At 54.1% G+C, this 15,842-nt stretch carries 15 protein-coding genes; 4 read left to right on the top strand and 11 right to left on the bottom strand.

Annotated features, from left to right (window positions below; all coding sequences use genetic code 11):
• Positions 1-64: 64 nt before the first annotated feature.
• The 3 genes from nadR to serB form a co-directional block, all read right to left on the bottom strand.
• On the bottom strand, positions 65-1,294 hold the full coding sequence (gene nadR / locus FDX03_RS08070) for a multifunctional transcriptional regulator/nicotinamide-nucleotide adenylyltransferase/ribosylnicotinamide kinase NadR (protein ID WP_048212766.1): 1,230 nt from the start codon (positions 1,292-1,294) through the stop codon (positions 65-67).
• A 65-nt stretch (positions 1,295-1,359) separates the two neighbouring features.
• The gene (gene radA, locus FDX03_RS08065; protein ID WP_001728171.1) at positions 1,360-2,742 is read right to left on the bottom strand and encodes a DNA repair protein RadA; all 1,383 of its coding nucleotides are present in this window, start codon (positions 2,740-2,742) and stop codon (positions 1,360-1,362) included.
• An 11-nt stretch (positions 2,743-2,753) separates the two neighbouring features.
• The gene (serB, locus tag FDX03_RS08060) at positions 2,754-3,722 is read right to left on the bottom strand and encodes a phosphoserine phosphatase (protein WP_061068793.1); all 969 of its coding nucleotides are present in this window, start codon (positions 3,720-3,722) and stop codon (positions 2,754-2,756) included.
• Between the two features lie 116 nt (positions 3,723-3,838).
• Here serB and FDX03_RS08055 point away from each other — a divergent pair, with 116 nt between their 5' ends.
• Together FDX03_RS08055 and lplA are read left to right on the top strand one after the other, a co-directional pair.
• Positions 3,839-4,480, top strand: a complete 642-nt coding sequence (locus tag FDX03_RS08055) for a YtjB family periplasmic protein (protein ID WP_048212768.1) — start codon at positions 3,839-3,841, stop codon at positions 4,478-4,480.
• A gap of 21 nt (positions 4,481-4,501) precedes the next feature.
• On the top strand, positions 4,502-5,518 hold the full coding sequence (gene lplA, locus FDX03_RS08050) for a lipoate--protein ligase LplA (RefSeq protein WP_124020741.1): 1,017 nt from the start codon (positions 4,502-4,504) through the stop codon (positions 5,516-5,518).
• Between the two features lie 95 nt (positions 5,519-5,613).
• Here the strand turns inward: lplA and deoD are convergent, their stop codons facing one another.
• From deoD to deoC, 4 genes are all read right to left on the bottom strand, one after another.
• Positions 5,614-6,333 (bottom strand): purine-nucleoside phosphorylase, encoded by a 720-nt coding sequence (gene deoD, locus FDX03_RS08045; protein WP_000224864.1) that lies wholly within the window; start codon positions 6,331-6,333, stop codon positions 5,614-5,616.
• Positions 6,334-6,536: 203 nt separating this feature from the next.
• Positions 6,537-7,760, bottom strand: a complete 1,224-nt coding sequence (gene deoB / locus FDX03_RS08040; RefSeq protein WP_003019037.1) for a phosphopentomutase — start codon at positions 7,758-7,760, stop codon at positions 6,537-6,539.
• 51 nt (positions 7,761-7,811) lie between these two features.
• Positions 7,812-9,134, bottom strand: a complete 1,323-nt coding sequence (gene deoA / locus FDX03_RS08035; RefSeq protein ID WP_137345765.1) for a thymidine phosphorylase — start codon at positions 9,132-9,134, stop codon at positions 7,812-7,814.
• Between the two features lie 111 nt (positions 9,135-9,245).
• Positions 9,246-10,025, bottom strand: a complete 780-nt coding sequence (gene deoC, locus FDX03_RS08030) for a deoxyribose-phosphate aldolase (RefSeq protein WP_003019042.1) — start codon at positions 10,023-10,025, stop codon at positions 9,246-9,248.
• 261 nt (positions 10,026-10,286) lie between these two features.
• Between deoC and FDX03_RS08025 the strand changes: the two genes are divergently transcribed.
• Together FDX03_RS08025 and FDX03_RS08020 are read left to right on the top strand one after the other, a co-directional pair.
• Complete coding sequence (locus FDX03_RS08025) at positions 10,287-11,837, top strand: YjjI family glycine radical enzyme (protein WP_137345764.1); 1,551 nt, start codon at positions 10,287-10,289, stop codon at positions 11,835-11,837.
• Positions 11,809-12,672 carry a YjjW family glycine radical enzyme activase gene (locus FDX03_RS08020; RefSeq protein ID WP_137345763.1) on the top strand — a complete coding sequence of 288 codons (864 nt, stop codon included), beginning with the start codon at positions 11,809-11,811 and terminating at the stop codon, positions 12,670-12,672. The genes FDX03_RS08025 and FDX03_RS08020 overlap by 29 nt, the downstream gene beginning before the upstream one ends.
• A gap of 37 nt (positions 12,673-12,709) precedes the next feature.
• On the opposite strand, the gene FDX03_RS08015 is transcribed toward FDX03_RS08020, so the two are convergent.
• The 4 genes from FDX03_RS08015 to osmY form a co-directional block, all read right to left on the bottom strand.
• Positions 12,710-13,486: a metal-dependent hydrolase gene (locus FDX03_RS08015; RefSeq protein ID WP_121585452.1), complete on the bottom strand. Its 777-nt coding sequence runs from the start codon at positions 13,484-13,486 to the stop codon at positions 12,710-12,712.
• Positions 13,483-14,556: a patatin family protein gene (locus FDX03_RS08010; RefSeq protein ID WP_137345762.1), complete on the bottom strand. Its 1,074-nt coding sequence runs from the start codon at positions 14,554-14,556 to the stop codon at positions 13,483-13,485. The genes FDX03_RS08015 and FDX03_RS08010 overlap by 4 nt, the downstream gene beginning before the upstream one ends.
• A gap of 121 nt (positions 14,557-14,677) precedes the next feature.
• Complete coding sequence (locus FDX03_RS08005) at positions 14,678-14,839, bottom strand: DUF1328 family protein (RefSeq protein ID WP_003019081.1); 162 nt, start codon at positions 14,837-14,839, stop codon at positions 14,678-14,680.
• Positions 14,840-14,966: 127 nt separating this feature from the next.
• Positions 14,967-15,584, bottom strand: coding sequence for a molecular chaperone OsmY (gene osmY, locus FDX03_RS08000; protein ID WP_137345761.1), 618 nt, complete (start codon positions 15,582-15,584; stop codon positions 14,967-14,969).
• Positions 15,585-15,842: the final 258 nt, after the last annotated feature.

The following is a 15,842-nucleotide window of genomic DNA, read 5'->3' as shown; positions in this document are numbered from 1 at the left end:
ATCTGGCCTACGAGGTTAGTGCGACTTGTAGGCCGGATAAGCGCAGCGCCATCCGGCATGTAAACTATCTCTGTTCGCCCATCAACTCTTTCACCAGCTCCACGCAGCGCAGGAAGCGACCATCGTAGTCCGGCTCCTGAACGTGCACAAAATCGATGTTGTTTTCCTGTAACATCTCCACCAGCAGCGTCTGAAACGCTTTTCTGTCAACCGAGCTGCCAAGGCTGCGCAAACCATCTGCCACCCACGGGGTGTTGTTTTCCAGCAGGATCACCAGGTCAAAGCGATACTCGTCAATCAGCGCCTGCACAAACGGGTGTTCACGCCCTTCGTACTTTTTGCAGAAGGCCTGAGTGGTCACAAAGTCAGTGTCGATGAACGCCACTTTATTGGCATATTTCACCGCGAAATCAATGTACTGCGCCTGTCCCAGCGCGATCTTATCGTAGTCCGAGTACTGCAACGCCATCTCATCGCCGCCCAAATGGGAGAAAACGTAATCACGCCCATATTCCCACGCACTGGTGGTGTTAAAAATGTTGGCGAGCTTGTTCACCAGCGTCGATTTACCGCTCGACTCCCCGCCGAGGATCGCCACGGTGCGCACGAAAAACGGCTTCACTTCGGTGGGAATATACTCCCAGTAGCGAAACGGGTTCTCACGGATTTGCCCGCCGCTGATGCTCATAAACGTCCGCTTGGGATCCACCAGCACGGTTTCGATCCCCAGATGTTCGAGGTATTGCGGGGCATCTGATTCTTCAGAGGTGTAGATCCAGTTTGGCTGGATCCCTTTCTCCTGCATGAACGTTTTTATTCCGTTGCTCCACACATCCCAACCATGTGGATACGGCTCCATGCCCTCTTCATTAAAGGCATGAATTCGGATATTTTTCTGATACTTAAAGGTTTGCAGCAGCCAACGCAGACGATCGGGCACCGTGGGCTGTTGCGACATGGCGCTGTCTTCAAACAGACTACGATCGCGCGTGTCGTCATAGCCCATAATGATATGCAGTTCATCGACCTGACTACAGGCGCGCTGGATAAGATAGATATGGCCGGTATGCAGCGGATAAAACTTACCGAATACCACACCGATATTTTTCTGCTGACGCGGAAACTCCAGTCCGAGAAAACGGTGCAACGCCTCCAGCTTTTGCGCGCTGGGGCTTTTAATTTTGGCATTCAGAAGCTGGCTTAGATATCCCTTGGTCATGCCACTGGCATCCGCCACCTGTTGCAGGGTACAGCCCTTTTGCTTAATGGCGGTTTTCAGATAATCAAATGACACAAGAGCCTCCTGCTGTAAAAATAAACGTAATACCCAATGCCGTCGGAAAGACGGCGGGTATTTGATTATAGGTCGTCAAACACGCTTAACGCATCCGCAAGCTTCTTAACGCCAAAGACCTGCATCCCTTCCGGTACTTTTTTCGGTACGTTAGCGGCAGGAACAATCGCCCGGCGAAAACCGTGTTTCGCCGCTTCCGAAATACGCTCCTGCCCGCTGGGTACCGGACGGATTTCGCCTGCCAACCCCACTTCGCCAAAGACCACTAAATCCTGTGGCAGCGGCCTGTCGCGCAGGCTGGAAACCATTGCCAACAGCAGTGCCAGGTCGGCGCTGGTTTCGGTAACCTTTACGCCACCGACCACGTTAACGAACACGTCCTGATCCGCCATCTGCAAGCCGCCATGACGATGTAACACCGCCAGCAGAATCGCCAGACGGTTTTGTTCCAGACCGACCGCCACGCGACGCGGGTTCGCCATCATTGAGTGATCAACCAGCGCCTGAATCTCTACCAGCAGCGGGCGCGTGCCTTCCCAGACCACCATCACCGAACTACCGGAAGTGACTTCATCGCCACGGCTTAAGAAGATTGCAGACGGGTTGCTGACTTCGCGCAGCCCCTGCTCGGTCATGGCAAAGACGCCCAGCTCATTCACCGCGCCAAAGCGGTTTTTGTGGCTACGCAGAGTGCGGAAACGGGAATCAGCGTCACCGTCGAGCAACACCGAGCAGTCAATACAGTGCTCCAGCACCTTCGGCCCGGCCAACGAGCCATCTTTGGTGACGTGGCCAACCATCACAATCGCCACGCCGCGCGTTTTGGCAAAGCGCGTCAGGTAAGCCGCAGTTTCACGCACCTGTGCCACGCTGCCCGGCGAAGACTGAATGTCCGCCATATGCATCACCTGAATGGAGTCGATCACCATCAGTTTCGGCTGTTCTTCTTCAGCAATCAGGCAAATTTGTTCGATACTGGTTTCCGACAGCATGTTCAGGTTCGCCGTCGGCAGGCCAAGTCGATGCGCGCGCATCGCCACCTGTTGCAGCGACTCTTCGCCAGTGACGTACAGGGTTTTCATCTGCTCGGCGAGCCTGCACAGCGTTTGTAGCAGCAGCGTTGATTTCCCCGCGCCGGGGTTACCGCCAATCAGAATAGCGCTGCCGGGAACCACCCCGCCGCCGAGCACGCGGTCAAACTCTTTAAATCCGGTAGAAAAACGCGGCAGTTCCTCAAGGCTGATGTCAGAAAGCTTCTGCACTTTTGCGACGCCCGCATTTCCGGCGTAGCCGCTGAGTCGCTCGTTGCGCGCCACCGTTGGCGATGCGGCAAGGCGCACCTCGGTTATGGTGTTCCAGGCCTGACAGGCGCTGCATTGCCCCTGCCAGCGCGGGTAATCGGCCCCGCATTCATTACAAACAAAGGCGCGTTTAGGAGCTTTTGCCACGTTTTACCTCATTATTTCTGATTCATGCTGCCAGAGAGAATGCAGAACACGCCCATCAGGTCAGCGTGACGGATAGTAATCTCCGTCTTTTCATTCACTTTGGGTTTCGCATGATACGCAATGCCCAGCCCGGCTGTTTTGATCATCGGTAGATCGTTGGCGCCGTCGCCGATCGCCACCGTCTGCGCCATCGGGATCTCATATTCTTGCGCCAGGCGGCTCAGAGTACTGGCTTTGTACTGCGCATCGACGATATCGCCGATCACGTTTCCAGTGAATTTACCGTCCATGATCTCCAGCTCATTCGCCACAGCCGCAGTCAGACGCAGCTTGTTACGCAGATAATCGGCAAAGAAAGTAAACCCGCCAGAAGCGATAGCCACTTTCCAGCCAAGCGTTTCCAGTTTTAGCACCAACTGAGTCAGGCCTGGCATCAGCGGCAATGTTTCGCGCACCTGGTGCAGAATATTGGCATCAGCACCCTTCAGCGTCGCCACGCGGCTGCGCAGGCTGGCGGTAAAATCCAGCTCGCCGCGCATCGCGCGTTCGGTGACTTCAGCAACCATTTCGCCGGTTCCGGCCAGTTTAGCAATTTCATCAATGCATTCGATCTGAATAGCCGTTGAATCCATGTCCATCACCAGTAAACCCGGCGTGCGCAGATGCGGAATTTTACCTAATGGGGCAACATCCAGTTTGGCGTCATGCGCCAGTTTTGTCGCTCTCGGCGTTAACGAGCCCGCGAGGCGAATCACCTGATAATCCTCAACGCACCAGGCGGCTACGATCACCATCGCCGCGCCCAGTTTGCTCTGGTATTGCGTTAACCGTTGTTTATCCAGCCCACGACCATACAGCAGCCAGCCACTGCGGCCCGCGTGGTAATCCAGCGGCATGACTTCATCACCGCTTAAAGAAAGGGGCAGACCTGGCCACAGAGAGACATCTTCAGGTAGATCGCACCAGGTAATGTTAGGCATTAAAGCTCCTGTAAAATCGTTCGGGTCGGAATCATCCAGCGGAAAATAACGCATGAGGCTACCCTGTAACCAGCGCTTCTGGCAACATTAAGCCTCAAATTTTCAGCAGGTGGAATATGGCTCGCGCAAAACTGAAATTCCGACTTCATCGTGCAGTGATTGTATTGTTCTGTCTCGCGTTGCTTGTCGCCCTGATGCAGGGTGCATCCTGGTTTAGTCAAAGCCACCAGCAGCAACGTAATCCGCAGTTGGAAGAACTGGCGCGTACACTGGCCCGCCAGGTCACCTTAAACATCGCGCCGCTGATGCGCACCGAAACACCGGATGAAAAGCGCATCAAAGCCGTACTCACGCAGTTAACGGAAAGTAGCCGTATTCTGGATGCGGGCGTGTACGATGAACAGGGCGATCTGATTACCCGCACTGGTGAGAGTGTCGATGTCCGTGACCGGCTGGCGCTCGATGGCAAAAAAGCCGGGGGCTATTTTAATCAGCAAATCGTTGAGCCCATTCAGGGGAGAAACGGCCCGCTGGGTTATCTGCGCCTGACACTCGACACCCACACGCTTGCCACCGAAGCGAAGCAGGTAGACAACACCACCAACATCTTACGCCTGATGCTGCTTCTGTCACTGGCTATTGGTGTAGTCCTCACACGTACATTATTGCAAGGCAAGCGTACCCGCTGGCAGCAATCCCCTTTCCTGCTGACCGCCAACAAACCGGTGCAGGAAGAAGACAACGAGAAAAAAGAGTAATTCAAAGAAAGGAAATCGACCATGACCACACTACGCCTGCTTATCTCAGACTCTTACGATCCGTGGTTTAACCTGGCGGTTGAAGAGTGCATTTTTCGCCAGATGCCCGCCACGCAGCGCGTCCTGTTCTTGTGGCGTAACGCCGATACGGTGGTGATTGGCCGGGCGCAAAACCCGTGGAAAGAGTGTAATACCCGCCGGATGGAGGAAGACAACGTGCGGCTCGCCCGTCGCAGCAGCGGCGGCGGCGCGGTGTTCCATGACTTAGGTAATACCTGCTTTACCTTTATGGCCGGTAAACCGGAATACGACAAAACCATCTCCACGGCAATAGTCCTCAATGCGCTGAATACGCTGGGCGTAGAAGCTGATGCCTCCGGGCGTAACGATCTGGTGGTGAAAACGCCGGATGGCGATCGTAAAGTCTCTGGTTCTGCTTATCGTGAAACGAAAGACCGCGGATTCCACCACGGCACGCTATTGCTGAATGCCGATCTCAGCCGCCTGGCAAACTATCTCAATCCCGATAAAAAGAAACTTGCCGCTAAAGGCATCACTTCGGTTCGCTCGCGCGTGGCGAATTTGACCGAGCTGTTACCGGGCATCACCCATCAACAGGTCTGTCAGGCCATCACGGAAGCCTTTTTCGCCCACTACGGCGAACGCGTAGAAGCCGAGATCATCTCCCCGGACAAAGCGCCGGATCTGCCGAACTTTGCCGAAACCTTTGCCCGCCAGAGCAGTTGGGAGTGGAACTTTGGTCAGGCGCCGGCCTTCTCGCACCTGTTGGATGAGCGTTTCACCTGGGGCGGCGTTGAGCTGCATTTCGACGTTGAAAAAGGCGTGATTACCCGTACCCAGGTCTACACCGATAGCCTCAATCCCGCGCCGCTGGAAGCGCTGGCGGGTCGTCTGCAAGGATGCTTGTATCGTGCGGATATGCTGCAACAAGAGTGCGAGGCGCTTCTGGTTGATTTCCCGGAGCAAGAAAAAGAGTTACGCGAGCTGTCGGCATGGATTGCCGGAGCGGTGCGTTAAGCACTGGCCTGAAATTGCCGGATGGCGGCTGCGCCTTATCCGGCCTACATACTGCTGTAGGCCCGGTAAGCATAGCGCCACCGGGCACAAACAACTTACTCTTTATCGCCCAGCAGAACGGATTCCAGTGCGATTTTGATCATGTCGTTGAAGGTCGTCTGACGTTCAGCGGCAGTGGTCTGCTCGTGAGTACGGATATGGTCGGATACAGTGCAGATGGTCAGCGCTTTCGCACCAAATTCAGCCGCAACGCCGTAGATGCCCGCTGCTTCCATTTCCACGCCCAGCACGCCGTATTTTTCCATCACGTCGAACATTTCGCCGTCCGGAGAGTAGAACAGATCAGCGGAGAACAGGTTACCCACGCGCGCGTCTACACCCAGCGCTTTTGCTGCATCAACGGCGTTACGCACCATGTCGAAGTCAGCAATAGCTGCAAAGTCATGATCTTTAAAACGGATACGGTTAACTTTGGAGTCGGTGCAAGCACCCATACCGATAACCACGTCACGCAGTTTGACGTCCATACGCACGGCGCCACAGGAGCCTACGCGAATGATTTTCTTCACGCCGAAATCGGTGATCAGCTCTTTGGTATAGATGGAGCAGGACGGGATACCCATACCGTGGCCCATTACGGAAATCTTACGGCCTTTGTAGGTACCGGTGAAGCCTAACATGCCGCGAACGTTGTTCACTTCACGAACATCTTCGAGGAAAGTTTCAGCAATATGTTTCGCACGCAGCGGGTCGCCCGGCATCAATACGACGTCAGCGAAATCACCCATTTCTGCATTAATATGTGGAGTTGCCATTTTTTATCCTTATTTCGTTGTTATTGCCTGATGGCGGCTACGCCTATCAGGCCTACAAAACGTATGCAAAACAGTGAAATACCCTAAGGATTTCGCGTTGTAGGAAGGCGACGAATTCGTGAATCCCCGGGAGCATAGATTAACTATGTGACCGGGGTGAGCGAATGAAGTCAACGCATCTACAGCGCGAAAGACAACGGGTATTACAGCATGTTTTTACCGTAGTCCATCGGCGACGTACCAAAGTAGCTCGCCAGCGTCTGGCCGATATCCGCGAAGGTTTCACGGTGACCTAAAGAACCTGGTTTCACTTTCGGGCCGTAAACCAGTACCGGAATGTGTTCACGGGTGTGGTCAGTCCCGGTCCAGCTCGGGTCGCAGCCGTGGTCAGCGGTCAGGATCAGAATGTCATCTTCCCCCACCAGCTCCATCAGCTCAGGCAGACGGCGGTCGAACAGTTCCAGACCTGCGGCATAACCGGCGATATCGCGACGGTGACCCCAGGAAGAGTCGAAATCAACGAAGTTGGTGAAGACGATGGTCTTATCACCGGCTTCTTTCATCTCTTTGATGGTGGCGTCAAACAGCGCGTCCAGACCGGTGGCTTTCACTTTTTTGGTGATGCCGCAGTTCGCATAGATATCCGCGATTTTACCCACGGAAACCACGTGGCCGTCTTTCTCGTCGACCAGTTTCTGCAGCACGGTCGGTGCTGGCGGCTCAACGGCCAGATCGTGACGGTTACCGGTACGCTGGAAGTTACCGGCTTTATCACCGATAAACGGACGCGCGATAACACGACCGATGTTGTAACCACCTTCGGTCAGTTCCTCACGAGCGATTTCGCACAGTTCGTAGAGTTTATCCAGGCCAAAAGTCTCTTCGTGACAGGCAATCTGGAACACGGAGTCAGCGGAGGTATAGAAAATCGGCTTGCCGGTTTTCATATGCTCTTCACCCAACTGATCCAGAATCACGGTACCGGAAGAGTGGCAGTTACCGAGGTAGCCCGGCAGGTTGGCACGTTTTACCAGTTTATCCAGCAGTTCCTGCGGGAAGCTGTTTTCATGATCGGAGAAGTAACCCCAGTCAAACAGAACCGGTACACCGGCGATTTCCCAGTGGCCAGACGGTGTGTCTTTCCCGGAAGAGAGTTCATGCGCCCAGGCGTAAGCACCAATCACTTCCGCATTACCGTCCATGCCGGCAGCAATTTTACCAGTAGAACCTTCGTGAGCTTTCACCAAGCCCAGACGGGTCAGGTTAGGCAGATTCAGTGGGCCTTTGCGACCATTGTCAGCTTCACCTTTCGCACAGGCTTCTGCAATGTGTCCCATAGTGTCTGAGCCTACGTCGCCAAAGCGATCCGCATCTTCAGTCGCACCAATACCAAAGGAGTCCAGCACCATAATAAATGCACGTTTCATCTTGTTCTCCATACATCTGCGCCGCAAAAAAGCGATCAGATCAGTATACAGTTATTCGGTTATACGACGATAGACTGTCGGTGTAATTTCTGGCGCTTTATCGTCAAGGCTAATTGCCGCTTTGACCGCTTTCGCCGCTTCCTGCCAGCTGGCTTCGTCTTTGGCGTGGATCACCGCCAGCGGACGCTGTCCGTCTACGCTGTCGCCCAGACGCGCCATGTCGCTAAAGCCAACGCTGTAATCAATGGTGTCCGATGCCTGACGACGACCGCCGCCCATGGAAACGACCGCCATCCCCAGCGCACGGGTATCCATCGCGCTGACAAAACCTTCGGTATCAGCATATACCGCTTTGCTGAGCATTGCCGTCGGCAGGTAATTCGCATAATTTTCGACGAAATCGGTCGGGCCTTTCTGCGCCGCAACCATGCGACCAAAAATCTCTGCCGCTTTACCGTTATCCAGCACCGCCTGCAATTTCGCACGAGCTTCGGCATCATCTTTCGCCAGCTTGCCGGAGATCAGCATTTCCACGCACAGCGCCATAGTGACGTCTAACAGACGTGGATTGCGGTATTCACCGGTCAGGAACTGCACCGCTTCGCGGACTTCGACCGCGTTACCTGCGCTGGAGGCCAACACCTGGTTCATATCGGTTAACAGCGCGGTGGTACGTACACCCGCACCGTTTGCCACGCCGACAATCGCTTCGGCAAGGGCTTCAGAGAGCTCGTAGGTCGGCATAAAGGCGCCGCTGCCTACTTTCACATCCATCACCAGCGCATCCAGCCCTTCCGCCAGTTTTTTCGCCAGAATGGAACCGGTAATCAGCGGGATGGAGTCCACCGTCGCAGTAATATCGCGGGTGGCATAAAAACGTTTATCCGCCGGTGCGAGCGAGCTGGTTTGCCCAATAATCGCCACACCCACGTCTTTAATAATTTCACGGAAACGGGCGTCGTCAGGGAAGATGTCAAATCCTGGAATAGCTTCCAGTTTATCCAGCGTGCCGCCGGTATGCCCCAGGCCACGTCCGGAGATCATCGGAATATAGCCGCCGCACGCAGCAACCATCGGGCCTAACATCAGTGACGTTACGTCACCTACGCCGCCGGTAGAGTGTTTATCCACAATCGGGCCGTTCAGTTGCAAGCTTTTCCAGTCCAGCACGGTTCCTGAATCACGCATTGCCATGGTCAGCGAAACACGCTCAGGCATTGTCATATCGTGGAAAAAAATGGTCATCGCCAGGGCGGCGATTTGCCCTTCAGAGATGGTATTGTCGCGAATGCCATTGATAAAGAAACGAATTTCTTCATCGCTCAGCGCATGACCATCACGTTTTTTACGAATAATTTCTTGTGCGAGAAACACGGTAACCCCCAGGGGAAAAGAGTAGAAGGCCGTTGTAAGCCGGGTAAGCAACGCGCCACCCGGCAGTCGTATGATGCCGGATGGCGGCTACGCCTTATCCGGCCTACGGGCTTAGTAGCTGCTTGCGCTCTTGCCGTCGCCGTGACCCAGCGCTTTCAGCAAGCTAGCCAGCAGGCTGGATGCGCCAAAACGGTAGTGACGAGAATCAGCCCAGTCAGCGCCAAACAGTTCATCGGCAATCGCCAGGAACTGCTGTGCATCTTCTGCAGTACGCACGCCGCCAGCCGGTTTGAAACCTACAGTTTTAGAAACACCCATGTCGCGGATAACTTCCATCATGATGCGTGCGCTTTCCGGCGTCGCATTGACCGGCACTTTACCGGTAGACGTTTTGATGAAATCAGCACCGGCTTTGATGGAGATTTCAGATGCTTTGCGAATCAGTGCTTCTTCTTTCAGCTCACCGGTTTCGATGATCACTTTCAGCAGAACGTTTGCCGCCGCACACGCGTCTTTGCAAGCTTTAACCAGATCAAAACCAATCTGCTCGTTACCGGCGATCAGCGCACGGTACGGGAACACCACGTCAACTTCATCGGCACCGTAGGCGATCGCCGCGCGAGTTTCCGCCAACGCAATCTCGATGTCGTCGTTGCCGTGCGGGAAGTTGGTGACGGTTGCAATGCGGATGTCCGGCGTACCCTGCTCTTTCAGAGTCTTACGCGCAATAGGGATGAAACGCGGATAAATGCAGATTGCGGCAGTGTTGCCAACCGGGGTCTTCGCCTGATGACACAGCGCGATCACTTTTTCATTGGTGTCGTCGTCATTCAGGGTGGTCAGGTCCATCAGTTTCAGTGCACGCAGGCTGCTTGCTGTTAAATCGGTCATAACATTCTCCAACGGCGTCGCCGTATAAAATTTCACCTTGCGAGTTTGTTAGTATTCTAACATCCGCTCGCTATTACACTTCGATATACATCACAGTTAATGAAAACCACATACAGATTTGCATTACTCTAATGAGATCTACTTCAAATAAATTACCTTTTCTAAAGGGATGCGGTGGCATCAGGCGCATCCGGATCAAAGGTTGTGGCGGCGTTGCTTTCTACAATGGCGTTACACCTTCGGGATAAAAAGGAATCAACGATGCCCACGTCAAGCGAACTCGCGCTGCAACAGCGTTGCCAACAAATCGTGACCAGTCCGGTGCTCAGCCCTGAGCAGAAACGCCACTTTCTGGCGCTGGAGGCTGAAAACGCGCTGCCCTACCCGCAACTGCCTGCTGAGGCACGCCAGGCACTGGATGACGGGGTGATCTGCGACATGTACGAAGGCCATGCTCCGTTCAAACCGCGTTATGTTTTACCCGACTACGCGCGTTTTCTGGCCAACGGCTCATCATGGCTGGAGCTGGAGGGGGCAAAGGATCTCGATGACGCATTATCCTTACTCACTATTCTTTACCATCACGTTCCGTCAGTGACGTCGATGCCGGTCTATCTCGGTCAACTCGATGCCCTGTTGCAACCGTATGTTAGAATTCTAACACAAGATGAGATCGATATTCGAATAAAACGTTTCTGGCGCTATCTCGACCGTACCCTGCCAGATGCCTTTATGCATGCCAACATTGGCCCCGCCGACACGCCGATTACACGCGCAATTTTACGCGCAGATGCAGAGTTAAAGCAGGTTTCACCTAACCTTACCTTTATTTATGATCCGCAAATTACCCCTGACGATCTGCTGCTCAGCGTGGCGCAAAATATTTGCGAATGCAGTAAACCGCACATTTCTAACGGCCCTGAAAATGATAAAATTTTCACAAAATGCCACTACGGCGTCGTCAGCTGTTACAACTCTTTGCCGCTCGCCGGGGGTGGTAGCACGCTGGTCAGGCTCAATCTGAAAGCCATCGCAGAGCGCAGCACCTCTGTCGATGACTTCTTTACGCGCACCCTACCGCACTACTGCCAGCAGCAAATCGCCATCATTGATGCACGATGTGAATTCCTCTATGAAAAATCACATTTCTTTGAGAATAGCTTCCTCGTGCAGGAAGGGTTGATTGATCCCGAACGTTTTGTGCCTATGTTCGGCATGTATGGCCTGGCGGAGGCGGTGAATCTGCTGTGTGAAAAAGCAGGGCAATGCGCGCGTTACGGGAAAGATGCGTTTGCCAATCAGCTCGGCTATCGCATTAGCGCCCAACTGGCGGAATTTGTAGAAAGTACACCGGTGAAATATGGCTGGAATCAACGCGCGATGCTGCATGCGCAGTCGGGGATCAGTTCTGACATCGGCACCACGCCGGGCGCTCGCCTGCCTTATGGTGATGAACCGGACCCGATCACCCACCTGCAGACCGTTGCGCCGCATCACGCGTTTTATCACGCCGGGATCAGCGACATTCTCACGCTGGATGAAACCATCAAGCGCAATCCTCAGGCGCTGGTGCAGCTGTGCCTCGGCGCATTTAAAGCCGGGATGCGTGAGTTTACCGCCAACGTGAGCGGCAACGATCTGGTTCGCGTTACCGGCTATATGGTGCGTCTGTCGGATCTGGAAAAATATCGTGCTGCGGGTTCTCGCACCAACACCACCTGGCTGGGCGAAGAAGCCGCGCGCAATACGCGCATTCTGGAACGACAACCTCGCGTGATTAGCCATGAACAGCAGATGCGCTTCGGTAAGTAAGATTATCCCTTTCTCCTGCGTCGATGGGCCGGGCAGTCGCCTGGCTCTGTTTCTGCAGGGATGTAATCTGCGCTGTAAAAATTGCCACAATCCGTGGACGATGGGACGCTGCAACGACTGCGGGGAGTGTGTGCTGCATTGCCCGCATGAGGCGCTAAGCCTGAGCGCGGGAAAAGTATGGTGGCAATCTGATATTTGCCAGCAATGCGACACCTGCCTGCACATGTGCCCCCAGCAGGCTACGCCGATGGCGCAGACCATGAGCATTGATGAGGTACTGCAGCATGTTCGCAAAGCCTCGCCGTTTATTGAAGGAATGACGGTCAGCGGCGGCGAAGCAACGACCCAGCTACCGTTTATTGTGGCGCTGTTTAGCGCGATCAAAACCGATCCGCAGTTGCAACACCTGACCTGCATGGTAGACAGCAACGGCATGCTGAGCGAAACCGGCTGGCAAAAGCTGTTGCCGGTGTGCGACGGCGTAATGCTGGATTTAAAAGCCTGGGATAGCGCATGTCATCGTCAGTTGACAGGGCGCGATAACACGCTGATTAAACAAAGTATTACCTTTCTGTCCGGGCAAGGGAAACTTGCGGAACTGCGCCTGCTGATTATCCCTGGTCAGGTGGATTATCTCCAGCATATCGATGCACTGGCGGCGTTTATCAAGCGTTCAGGTGATGTACCGGTGCGGCTGAATGCCTTTCATGCGCACGGGGTATACGGCGAAGCAAAAGACTGGCCGAGCGCCACGCCGGAGGATGTGGAGCACCTGGCGCAAAGATTGCGCGAGCGCGGGGTGGATAATTTGATCTTCCCGGCTTTGTATCTGTGAAATGCCGGATGAGATGCGAAAGCGCCGCATCCGGAAATCAAAAATCAAACAACGCCGTCGTATTCCGATACAGCGCGTCAGCAATCACGTCCGCAGGTTCCGGGCGCAGCTCGCATAAGACGTCAAACACTCTGACTACCTGCTCCGGGCGGTTGGGCTGGCCCTGAAATCCGTTGAGCGGCATATCCGGCGCATCGGTTTCCAGCAGCAGTGACTCCAGCGGCAATCGCGCCATTACCTCGCGGGTTTTGCTGGCGCGTGGATAAGTAATGGTGCCGCCCACGCCAATTTTGTAGCCCAGTTGCACAAAGCGTTCAGCCTGCTGAAAACTCCCGGAAAATCCATGCACCACGCCGGTTCGCGGCAAAGCATGGCGTTTCAGGTGCATAGCCAGCTTGTCATGGGTACGTCGTGAATGCAGGATCACTGGCAGTTCGTAACGCTTCGCCAGCTTCAGCTGCGCCTCCAGAATCCACTCTTGCTGGTCAAATTGCGGATCGTCCCGGTACAGATCCAATCCAATCTCACCTACTGCCACCAGCTTTTGTGGACGCTTATCCAGCGCCTGCTGCAGTTGGTCCAGGCAGTCATCGCTGTGGTGTTCAATCACAATGGGATGCAGGCCCAGCGCGGCAAACAGCGGGGGGTAATTATCCGCTAACGCCAGCACGCGGGAAAAGTTCGCCGCCTCGGTAGCCGGGACGATAATACTGCCCACACCGGCTTCACAGGCGCGCTGCAGGCTGGCGGATTCGTCGCCAGTAAACGGAGGGAAATCAAAGTGACAATGCGTATCGATAAAGCGAAAACTCACGCCAAATCCTCATTATCAAACGTGGTGTCGTTAGCCTGGGGCGCGCTGCTCGCAACGGACGCATGGGCATCGTTGGCAACGGGTGCTGGTGGAACCACCACCGGTCCCGGCACCACAATCTTCGGCGTCTGACGAGGCAGCGGCGCGTTTTTCGCCAGCAGTTTACCAATCGTTGCCAAAAAATAGCGCCCGCACAGGCGTCCGGTTTTGTAGTCTTCACGCAATGCCGGAATACGGCTCCCCAGTGCCATACTATGGAGTGGCTTTGGTGGGTAGATCTCAAAGATACGCAGCTTGCCCGGCGGTTTTTCGATAAAGCGCTGAATAGCGCGGTAGCTGGCTTCATGATGTTGAACCAGATTCACCAGCGGCTGCAGACTGCTCTCCCCCAGCCAGCGCTCCATACGTTTGAACCATTGTGGGGTGTAGTACATTTGCGAAGGCACGGTGCGGATAACCACCAGCGTTTTCGCCCCCTGCTTCGCCGCTTCCTGCACGGGAATGGCGTCGCTGACGCCCCCATCCAGGTAATTCACGCCGTCCAACACAACCCCAGTGCGGTAGAACCCGGGAATCGCGCTGGAGGCACGAATAAGATCGAGCCAGTTTTGCCGGTTCGGCGAAAAATAGCCCGGCGTGTAGTCATCCCCCCGACAGGCGCACATATAAAACGCTTTCCCCGCGGCAAACAAGCGCTCAGCGTTGTCCATCGCCAGCGGCATTTGGGACGAGGTCGAATCCACCAGCCAGTCGAGGTCGATTAAGTTTCCCCCGCGCACAAAGCGCACCGGGTCAAAAAACTCACGTCGGGTAGTGTAGCGCATGATGACTTTACGACCGTAACCGGGCTGGTTACAGAGATAAGCTGAAAGGTTTTGCGCGCCAGCGGACGTCCCGTAGAAGAGATCAAAGGGATTGAACTGTGCGCGCATGAATTCATCCAGTACGCCTGCGGTGAAAATGCCTCTTTGTCCCCCGCCCTCGCACACCAGCGCCATACTGCCTGGTTGAAACGGACGTAACGATAACGGCGCGATATTACCGAGCGTGACGGGTATTCTCTGCCCCACCTCTGCCTTCCTGTTGTTTTTGTAATAGGACAACAAAGTAACGCAAATTGCCTGCTGCTAAAACCGTAAAAGCCAGTCCGCTGGACTGGCTCAGTAGCAAGTTATCTTTACGGTTTACGTACTAGGGTCGTTTACGCCCGGTAAACAGGCTGACCAGGAACAGAATGATACCCACCACAAAAACAATTTTCGCTGCGCCTGCAGCGGTACCCGCCAGTCCACCAAAACCCAGTGCAGCGGCAATTAACGCGATAACCAGAAATATGATGCCCCATCGAAACATATGCTTCTCCTTTACCATAGTTAATTTCACCGCTTGATATGAGCGCTCAGGCTACCCATCGGCGATATTTTCAGTGTGGTGCACAATACGCCTCCCGACAAACGTCAGGAGGGCGAATTAAGTCTAATTACTGAGTTTTGAGATCGTTTTTGACGCTTTTCACGCCATCAATCGCTTTGGCGATGCTCTCAGCACGATCGCTTTGAGCTTGTGAATCGACAGTGCCTGAAAGTTGCACAACGCCATCGGTGGTCTCAACTTTCACCTTGCGGGAAGGAACAATATCATCGGCCAGCAGCTTGGCTTTTACTTCACTGGTGATGGCCGTATCGCCCGCATAGCCTTTAACGGAGGTTTCTTTACTATCACGCACGTGCAGTTTGTCGCTAACGGAGGTTACACCCTCAACGCCTTTCGCCACTTTCACCGCTTCTTCGGCCTGCGCCTGGCTTTCAACAAAGCCGCTTAGCGTTACTACCTTCTGATCGGTCTTGACGGAAATATCGGTGCTCTTAATGCTTTCGTGGTCCACCAGCGCGGCTTTTACTTTGGCGGTGAGGGTGCTGTCATCCATGAAATTACCGACTTTGTTCATAGAGCTATCGACTTTCTGCCCCGCACTTTCGACGCCGGATTGCGCTTTATCCGTCGTGGCGTTTTCTGCATAAGCAGAACCCGTTGCAACAGCGGAGGTCAGCATCACGGCCAGCAGCGTTTTAGAAATCTTAAGTCCTGTCATTGTCATCGATGTATTCCTGTATGTTTTGCTAAAAGCCAGGCTCTGCCGTTACACGGCCTGAACCAGCAACTAATTTTGTAAGTGGAATAAATATCAGCAATAGAAGCTGCAACAGGCAGCCTAAAAAGCATTTAACGCCGATATTTATGTCACCACATTGTTAAATATAGTTCAGGATTTCGTGATCGCCGCCCAAATTGGCTAAAAAACAGGCAGGCAAAAGAAAAACGCGAGGTTTTAAGAACATTCCGCAAGGGATTTAAA

The organism is Citrobacter sp. wls827 (assembly GCF_005280875.1).
In the GTDB taxonomy this organism is placed as follows: domain Bacteria; phylum Pseudomonadota; class Gammaproteobacteria; order Enterobacterales; family Enterobacteriaceae; genus Citrobacter; species Citrobacter youngae.
The sequence above is the reverse complement of the archived record's forward strand: the minus strand, read 5'-3'. Positions and strand labels throughout refer to the sequence as shown.